The following is a 7,702-nucleotide window of genomic DNA, read 5'->3' as shown; positions in this document are numbered from 1 at the left end:
GGAAGGTCTTGGACGGGTCGGGGTCGCGCGCAGCATTCGCGTATGACCGACCCGTCCAAGACCTTCCTCATCCTGCACGGTTTCCAGAACCGGCGGCCCCCCGAGCACTGGCAGCACCTGCTCGCCGGGCAGTTGCGGGCGCGCGGGCACGCCGTGCGCTATCCGCAGTTGCCCGAGCCCGAGGCCCCCGTGCTCGGCGACTGGCTCGCCGCGCTGGACGAGCACGGCGCGCGGCCCGCGCAGGGCGAGTTCGTCGTGCTCGCGCACAGCCTGTCCGTGCTGCTCTGGCTGCGGGCCGGCGCCCGCCGGCCGGTCGCCGACCGGGTGCTGCTCGTCGCCCCGCCCTCGCCGTCCGTCACCGCCTCGATCCCCGAGATCGCCGCGTTCGCCGACGGGCTCGACCTGGCGGAGGCGGGGCTCGACGCGCGTCTCGTGTACGGCGACGGCGACCCCTACTGCCCCGAGGGCGCCGACCTGCACTACGGCCGCCCCCTCGGCCTCGACATGGACCACGTACCGGGCGGCGAGCACCTCAATCCCACTTCCGGGTACGGGGATTGGCCCTCGCTCCTGGAGTGGTGCGAGGACCCCGCGGTGCGGATCAAGGGGCATTAGGCTCGGCCGGATGTACTCCGACGGCACCGCACCGTACGACCAGGGCCTGCTCGACGTGGGCGACGGGAACCGCATCCACTGGGAGGTCTCCGGCAACCCGGAGGGCCGGGCCGCGCTCGTCGTCCACGGCGGCCCCGGCTCCGGGTCCTCGCCGCGCAACCGGCGCTTCTTCGATCCGGAGGCGTACCGCCTGGTCCTCTTCGACCAGCGCGGCTGCGGCCGCTCCACCCCGCACGCGAGCGACCCGGCCGCCGACATGGGTGTGAACACCACCGCGCACCTGGTCGCGGACATGGAGCGGCTGCGCGAGCACCTGGGGATCGACCGCTGGCTGCTGTACGGCGGCTCCTGGGGCTCCACCCTGATCCTGGCGTACGCGGAGGCGTACCCGGAGCGGGTCACGGAGATCGTGATCGCGGCGGTGACGACCACCCGCCGATCCGAGACGGCCTGGCTGTACGAGGGTGTGGGGCGGTTCTTCCCCGAGGCGCACGAGCGTTTCCGGGCGGGGGCCGGCGGGGCGGCGGACCTCGTGGGCGCCTACGCCGCCCTCATGAACCACCCCGACCGGGCCGTACGGGAGAAGGCGGCCGCCGACTGGTGCGCCTGGGAGGACGCGGTCCTGTCGGGGGAGGGCCGGGGCACCCCGTACACCGATCGGGTCGACGACACCCGGCTCGGCTTCGTCCGGATCTGCTCGCACTACTTCGCGCACGGGGCCTGGCTGGAGGAGGGCGCCCTGATCCGCGACGCCCACCGGCTCGCGGGCATCCCCGGTGTCCTGATCCACGGCCGGCTCGACATGGGCGGGCCGCTCGGCACCGCCTGGGAGCTCGCCCGGGCCTGGCCGGACGCCGAGCTGCACGTGGTCGAGACCGCCGGTCACCTGGGCGGGAAGGAGACGGGGGAGCTGGTCCTCGCCGCCCTCGACCGCTTCGCGGTGGGGATCCCCGCTGCTCGGGCGAAGCCCTGAGCTCGGGGGAGGGAGTCCACCGGGCGATCACCACGGCCGGGCGGGATGATCGGAACATGAGTTCCGTGTCCAAGAGTCCCGCCGCCACCTCGCACCCGAAGCACCCCGAGATCCGTCTGGCCCAGCAGACGGAGGCCGACGCGCTGCTCGGCCGGTCGCCGCTGGCCGCGCTCGTCGGCATGCTGCTCGACCAGCAGGTGCCCATGGAGTGGGCCTTCTCCGGGCCGTACACCATCGCCCAGCGGCTCGGCGCGGACGATCTCGACGCGCACGAGATCGCCGCCCGGGACCCGGAGGAGTTCGCCGCGCTGCTCTCCGAGAAGCCCGCCGTGCACCGTTACCCCGGGTCGATGGCCCAGCGCGTACAGCAACTGTGCGGCTTCCTCGTCGAGGAGTACGGCGGCGATGCCGAGGCCGTCTGGGCGGACGCGGCGACCGGGAAGGAGCTGCTCGGCCGCCTCCAGGCGCTGCCCGGCTTCGGCAAGCAGAAGGCGCAGATCTTCCTGGCTCTGCTCGGCAAGCAGTACGGGGTGCGGCCGACGGGCTGGCGTGAGGCGGCGGGCGTGTACGGCGAGGAGGGCTCGTACCGCTCGGCCGCCGACATCACGGGCCCGGAGTCGCTGGTGAAGGTGCGGGCGCACAAGCAGGAGATGAAGGCCGCGGCGAAAGCGGCGAAAGCCGCCAAGGAGTCCAAAACCGATGGGAATTGAAAATTCCAGATTTCAATCCTGCTCTATGTGACAGGAATTGTGGAGAAGGTGTTCACAGGATGCCCTGTGGATCGCTAACTTCCCCTCAACCTCGTCCGTAACGGGAAGGACTTCTGTGAACGCTACCCAGCGCCGGGCCGCGGCCGTTCTGGCCGCCGCCGCCCTCGCCACCCCCCTGGTCCTCGCCTCCCCCGCCACCGCGGTGAAGGACCCCACGGCCGCACCCGCCCGCGATGCCGCCAGGCTGGCGAAGAAGCTGGTCCGCGAAACCACTGGCCAGGACGCCTACAAGCACCTGCAGAAGTTCCAGGCGATAGCCGACTCGGCCGGCGGCCACCGCGCGGCCGGCACGCTCGGGCACGACGCCTCGGCCGCGTACGTGTACCAGCAGCTCAAGAAGGCCGGCTACGACGTCTCGTACGAGCAGTTCGACTTCATCTACACCCAGACGCTCGCCGAGAAGGTCTCCGTGGAGGCGCCCGCGCCGCGCGCCCTCGAGGTCCGCGCCATGACGTACACCAAGTCCACCCCGGTCGGCGGCATCAAGGTCGACCTGGCCGCCGTGCCCGTCGACGCCGACGGCACCACCGGCTGCGAGCCGGGCGACTACGCCGCCGGCGCCTTCACCGGCAAGGTCGCGCTCATCAAGCGCGGCGGCTGCTCCTTCGCGATCAAGCAGGAGCAGGCCGCGGCGGCCGGCGCCGCCGGCGCGATCATCTACAACAACGTCGACGGCATCCTCTCCGGCACCCTCGGCGAGCCGGCCGCGGGCAAGATCCCGACGGGTGGCATCAGCCTGGCCGAGGGCGAGAAGCTCGCCGGCGACCTCGCCAAGGGCGCGGTCAAGCTCTCCTTCGAGATCCGCCAGCTCCAGGAGAAGCGCGTCACCAACAACGTCATCGCGGAGACCAGGGGCGGCAACGCCGCCAACACCGTGATGCTCGGCTCGCACCTCGACTCCGTCACCGCGGGCCCCGGCATCAACGACAACGGCTCCGGCTCCGCCGGTCTCCTCCAGACCGCCCTGGAGCTCGCCAAGTCGAAGGACAAGGTCCGCAACAAGGTCCGCTTCGCCTGGTGGTCCGCGGAGGAGAACGGCCTCCTCGGGTCCGACCACTACGTCAAGAACCTGACCGCGCTCGACAAGAGCGAGATCAAGCTCTACCTCAACTTCGACATGATCGCCTCGCCGAACTACGGCCTGTTCGTCTACGACGGCGACAACTCGGACAACGTCGGCGAGGGCGCCGGCCCCGCGGGCTCCGCCCAGCTCGAGCGCGACATCACCGACTTCATGGGCTCGCGCGGCCTCCCGCACGAGGGCACCGACTTCTCCGGCCGCTCCGACTACGGCCCGTTCATCAAGGTCGGCATCCCCTCCGGCGGCACCTTCACCGGCGCCGAGGGCATCAAGACCGCCGCCCAGGCCGCCAAGTTCGGCGGCACGGCGGGCGTCGCGTACGACGCGAACTACCACGCCAAGGGCGACGACCTGAAGAACATCAACATGACCGCCTTCGACGCCAACATCAAGGTCATCGCCAACGCCGTGGGCACCTACGCCCACGACATCTCCTCGCTGCGCAAGCCGGTCGTCTCCACCCCGACCACGGGCGGCGAGAGCAGCGGCGGCGGCCTGCACAGCGACCACCACGAGGTCACCGAGTAGTCCGGTGGCCCCCGCTACCTCCTGCGGCGGGCGGTGCCGAATACCGAGCGGCTGATCTCCCGGCCCAGCTGGGTGCCGATCGAGCGCGCCAGGGATGTGAAGATCCCACTGCCCACCACCTGTTCGGCGAGGGAGGGCTCCGGCTTCGGAGCCCTCCCTCCGCCCTGCTTCCCCGCCTTCTCCGCCTCCTCAGCGGCCGCCGCCGCCTCCGCCGCCCGCTGCTCGGCCGTCAACCTCTCGTACGCCGACTCGCGGTCCACCGCCTCCGCGTACCGCCCGTGGAGGGGCGAGCCCTTCACCGCCGCGTCCAGGGCGGCCGCGTCGATCGGGCCCATCAGCGACTCCGGCGCACGCAGCCGGGTCGCCGCGACCGGGGTCGGGGCGCCCTTCTCGCTCAGTACGGTGATCACCGCCTCGCCCGTACCGAGGCCCGTGAGGACCTCCTCCAGGTCGTACGGCGAGTTCGGGAACGTCCGTACCGTCGCCTTCAGGGCCTTCGCGTCGTCCGGGGTGAAGGCGCGCAGCGCGTGCTGCACCCGGTTGCCGAGCTGCGCGAGCACGTCCGAGGGCACGTCCTTCGGCGTCTGCGTCACGAAGAACACGCCGACGCCCTTCGAGCGGATCAGCCGCACGGTCTGGGTGATCGACCCCAGGAACGCCTTCGACGCGCCGTTGAACAGCAGATGCGCCTCGTCGAAGAAGAAGACCAGCTTCGGCTTCTCCAGATCGCCGACCTCCGGCAGGTCGTGGAAGAGATCCGCCAGCATCCACATCAGGAAGGTCGAGAAGAGCTGCGGCTTGTCCTGCACCGCGGGCAGCTCCAGGACCGAGACGATCCCGCGCCCGTCCGCAGCCGTCCGCAGGAACTCGCTCGTGTCGAACTCCGGCTCCCCGAAGAAATCGCCCGCGCCCTGCTGCTCGAAGGCCGTGATCGACCGCAGGATCACCCCGGCCGTCACCGTGGAGAGCCCGCCGATCCCCTTGAGCTCGGCCTTCCCGGTGTCCGAGACCAGGAACGCCACCACCGCCCGGAGATCCTTGAGGTCCACCAGCTCCAGGCCCTTGGAGTCGGCGTAGTGGAAGATCAGGCCCAGCGACTGCTCCTGCGTCTGGTTGAGCTGGAGCACCTTCGACAGCAGTACGGGGCCGAAACTGGTCACCGTGGCGCGCACGGGGATGCCGGGGCCGGTCCCGCCGAGCCCGTAGAACTCGCAGGGGAAGCCCGTCGCCCGCCACTCCTGGCCGACCTGGGCGGCCCGCTCCCGGACCTTCTCGCCGTCCTCGCCGGGGGCGGAGACGCCGGAGACGTCGCCCTTGATGTCGGCGAGGAAGACCGGTACGCCGTGCGCCGAGAGCTGCTCGGCGATCAGCTGGAGCGTCTTCGTCTTGCCGGTGCCGGTCGCGCCGGCGACCAGTCCGTGCCGGTTGAGCACGGGCAGCGGGATGCGGATCGGCGCGTCCGGGTGACACGCGCCGTCCCAGAGCAGCGCCCCCAGATCGAGTGCCGCGCCCTCGAAGGCGTACCCGGCGGCGATCTCGGCGGCAGGGCCGCCCAGCGCGGCCGGTGGCTGCTCGCTCACGCTCATCACGGCACCCCAATTCCGGTTTGTCATGGTTCGCACCAGCATCCCACTGCCCGTGCATGGCTGCGCCGGGAGCCGCTCGCCCGGTAGGCTTTCCGTGTGATCTTCAAGCGCATCGGAAACGGAAAGCCGTATCCCGACCACGGCCGGGAAAGCACCCGGCAGTGGGCGGACGTCGCCCCGCGCCCGGTCCGTCTCGATCAGCTGGTCACCACCAAGGGCCAGCTGGACCTGGAGACGCTGCTCGCCGAGGACTCCACGTTCTACGGCGACCTCTTCGCGCACGTCGTGAAGTGGCAGGGCGATCTCTACCTCGAGGACGGACTGCACCGCGCCGTCCGCGCGGCGCTCCAGCAGCGCCAGGTGCTGCACGCCCGTGTCCTGGAAATGGACTGAGACGGCGCCGACCGGCCCCCGTACCCGCTGACCCTTTCGGGGTCAGTTCGCCCCCATCCGGACGCGATCACATGATCATCAAGTAGGCATCGCCGACGGGCGGCATTACGCTGCGTTCATGAGCATGCTCACTCCCCCCGGAATGGGCGGAAAGTACCGCATCACGGGGGACGTCTACCCGCGCATGCGCCGCCCCCACCGCCGGCGCAGGATCATCCTCGCGTCCGCCGCCGCCGCGGTCGTGCTCGGCGCGGCCGGCTGGGGCACGCTCCAGCTCGTCGACGTCTTCTCCGGCGACGAGGGCACCAGGGCGGCGGCCGGGAAACAGGCCGACTGCAAGCCCGCCGCCGGGGCGACGACCGCACCCGCGGCCACCCTTCCCAAGCCCGCCCAGATCACGGTCAACGTCTACAACGCGACCCCGCGCAGCGGGCTCGCCAAGACGACCGCGGACGAGCTCAAGAAACGTGGCTTCAAGATCGGCAAGGTGGGGAACGCGCCCGCCGCCTACGACAAGAAGGTCCCCGGCGCCGGTCTGCTCCTGGGCGCCACGACCGCCACCAAGGGTGTCTTCCCCGTCCTCGGCACCCAGCTCGCGGGCGCCACGACGAAGACGGACACCCGGGGCACGGCGGACGTGGACCTGATCATCGGGACCGCCTTCAAGAACCTGGCCCCGAAAAAGACGGCGGACGCGGCCCTGGTCGCCCTGACCAAGCCCGCGCCCGTACCGACCGGTAAGTGCTGACGTACCTCTTGTTCGGCCTTACTCGGCCGAGCCGTACATGCGGTCGCCCGCGTCGCCCAGGCCCGGAACGATGTAGCCGTTCTCGTTGAGACGCTCGTCGACCGAGGCCGTCACGACGGTGACGGGGGTGCCCGCCAGCTCGCGCTCCATGACCTCGACGCCCTCCGGGGCGGCGAGGAGCACGACGGCGGTCACGTCGTCGGCGCCGCGCTTGATGAGCTCCTGGATGGCCGCGACGAGCGTGCCGCCGGTCGCCAGCATCGGGTCCAGGACGTACACCTGGCGGCCCGAGAGGTCCTCCGGCATCCGCGTGGCGTAGGTCGACGCCTCCAGCGTCTCCTCGTTGCGGATCATGCCGAGGAAGCCGACCTCGGCGGTCGGGAGCAGCCGGACCATGCCGTCGAGCATGCCGAGCCCGGCGCGCAGGATCGGGACCACCAGCGGACGCGGGTACGACAGCTTCACGCCGGTCGTGGGCGTGACGGGGGTCTCGATGTCGACCTGCTCGGTCCGGACGTCCCTGGTGGCCTCGTAGGCGAGCAGGGTGACCAGCTCGTCGGCGAGCCGACGGAAGGTCGCGGAATCCGTGCGCTTGTCGCGCAGCGTGGTGAGCTTGTGGGCGACCAGCGGGTGATCGACGACGTGGAGACGCATGACTCAACAGTAGCCCGCCGCGCACTGGCATCGACCCACGCCACTGGGGGAAGGTGGGTGGCACGGGGACCCAGCGATGGGGTTGGAGTGGCCGATGCCGCACCTGGAAGAACCGGCCGACGGCGCCGCCGAGGGGGCGGCCCGGACACCGGCACCGGAGACGGACGCGGAGCGCCGCAGGCGCCGCGCCCAGTTCCTGCGTGAACTCGGCGAGGCGAAGGCGCTGCGTGAGCGCGTACAGCCGCGACGCGCGCGGGCGGCCCGGATGCGCCAGGCCATGCGCATGCGCACCTTCCGCTGGTGAGGAGCCCGCCAGGAGCCCACCCGGTGGCCCCTGGCGGGCTCCTCACCAGC

The 7,702-nt window shown here is 71.3% G+C and carries 9 protein-coding genes; 7 read left to right on the top strand and 2 right to left on the bottom strand.

All coding sequences use genetic code 11. The features are described 5' to 3' along the window. The first annotated feature begins 42 nt into the window (after positions 1-42). The 4 genes from AOK00_RS32145 to AOK00_RS32130 all read left to right on the top strand — a co-directional run bounded on the left by AOK00_RS32145 (position 43) and on the right by AOK00_RS32130 (position 3,967). Complete coding sequence (locus AOK00_RS32145) at positions 43-615, top strand: RBBP9/YdeN family alpha/beta hydrolase (protein WP_055603697.1); 573 nt, start codon at positions 43-45, stop codon at positions 613-615. Between the two features lie 10 nt (positions 616-625). Next, complete coding sequence (gene pip / locus AOK00_RS32140) at positions 626-1,588, top strand: prolyl aminopeptidase (protein ID WP_055603696.1); 963 nt, start codon at positions 626-628, stop codon at positions 1,586-1,588. A 56-nt stretch (positions 1,589-1,644) separates the two neighbouring features. Continuing rightward, positions 1,645-2,298, top strand: coding sequence for an HhH-GPD-type base excision DNA repair protein (locus AOK00_RS32135; RefSeq protein WP_055603695.1), 654 nt, complete (start codon positions 1,645-1,647; stop codon positions 2,296-2,298). A 115-nt stretch (positions 2,299-2,413) separates the two neighbouring features. After that, on the top strand, positions 2,414-3,967 hold the full coding sequence (locus AOK00_RS32130; protein WP_055603694.1) for a M28 family metallopeptidase: 1,554 nt from the start codon (positions 2,414-2,416) through the stop codon (positions 3,965-3,967). A gap of 14 nt (positions 3,968-3,981) precedes the next feature. Here AOK00_RS32130 and AOK00_RS32125 read toward each other — a convergent pair whose 3' ends face one another. Then, a complete protein-coding gene (locus tag AOK00_RS32125) occupies positions 3,982-5,553 on the bottom strand; it encodes a helicase HerA-like domain-containing protein (RefSeq protein ID WP_055603693.1) in 1,572 nt (523 codons plus the stop codon). A 96-nt stretch (positions 5,554-5,649) separates the two neighbouring features. Between AOK00_RS32125 and AOK00_RS32120 the strand changes: the two genes are divergently transcribed. Further along, entirely contained in the window at positions 5,650-5,946 is a 297-nt protein-coding gene (locus AOK00_RS32120; protein ID WP_015034993.1) for a type II toxin-antitoxin system VapB family antitoxin, read from the top strand. Between the two features lie 118 nt (positions 5,947-6,064). Then, entirely contained in the window at positions 6,065-6,694 is a 630-nt protein-coding gene (locus AOK00_RS32115) for a LytR C-terminal domain-containing protein (protein ID WP_055603692.1), read from the top strand. An 18-nt stretch (positions 6,695-6,712) separates the two neighbouring features. On the opposite strand, the gene upp is transcribed toward AOK00_RS32115, so the two are convergent. Next, positions 6,713-7,348 (bottom strand): uracil phosphoribosyltransferase, encoded by a 636-nt coding sequence (gene upp, locus AOK00_RS32110; protein WP_015034991.1) that lies wholly within the window; start codon positions 7,346-7,348, stop codon positions 6,713-6,715. A gap of 94 nt (positions 7,349-7,442) precedes the next feature. Between upp and AOK00_RS32105 the strand changes: the two genes are divergently transcribed. Next, the gene (locus tag AOK00_RS32105; RefSeq protein ID WP_030318177.1) at positions 7,443-7,652 is read left to right on the top strand and encodes a hypothetical protein; all 210 of its coding nucleotides are present in this window, start codon (positions 7,443-7,445) and stop codon (positions 7,650-7,652) included. Positions 7,653-7,702 lie beyond the last annotated feature (50 nt).

It is taken from the genome of Streptomyces aureus (genome assembly GCF_001418135.1).
In the GTDB taxonomy this organism is placed as follows: domain Bacteria; phylum Actinomycetota; class Actinomycetes; order Streptomycetales; family Streptomycetaceae; genus Streptomyces; species Streptomyces aureus_A.
Note: the sequence above shows the minus strand (reverse complement) of the source record. Positions and strands in the feature narration are given on the sequence as shown.

Coding starts and splice junctions, on each gene's coding strand:
- AOK00_RS32145 (WP_055603697.1), top strand. CDS start 43: ATGACCGACCCGTCCAAGACCTTCCTCATCCTGCACGGTTTCCAGAAC.
- pip (WP_055603696.1), top strand. CDS start 626: ATGTACTCCGACGGCACCGCACCGTACGACCAGGGCCTGCTCGACGTG.
- AOK00_RS32135 (WP_055603695.1), top strand. CDS start 1,645: ATGAGTTCCGTGTCCAAGAGTCCCGCCGCCACCTCGCACCCGAAGCAC.
- AOK00_RS32125 (WP_055603693.1), bottom strand. CDS start 5,553: ATGAGCGTGAGCGAGCAGCCACCGGCCGCGCTGGGCGGCCCTGCCGCC.
- AOK00_RS32115 (WP_055603692.1), top strand. CDS start 6,065: ATGAGCATGCTCACTCCCCCCGGAATGGGCGGAAAGTACCGCATCACG.
- upp (WP_015034991.1), bottom strand. CDS start 7,348: ATGCGTCTCCACGTCGTCGATCACCCGCTGGTCGCCCACAAGCTCACC.
- AOK00_RS32105 (WP_030318177.1), top strand. CDS start 7,443: ATGCCGCACCTGGAAGAACCGGCCGACGGCGCCGCCGAGGGGGCGGCC.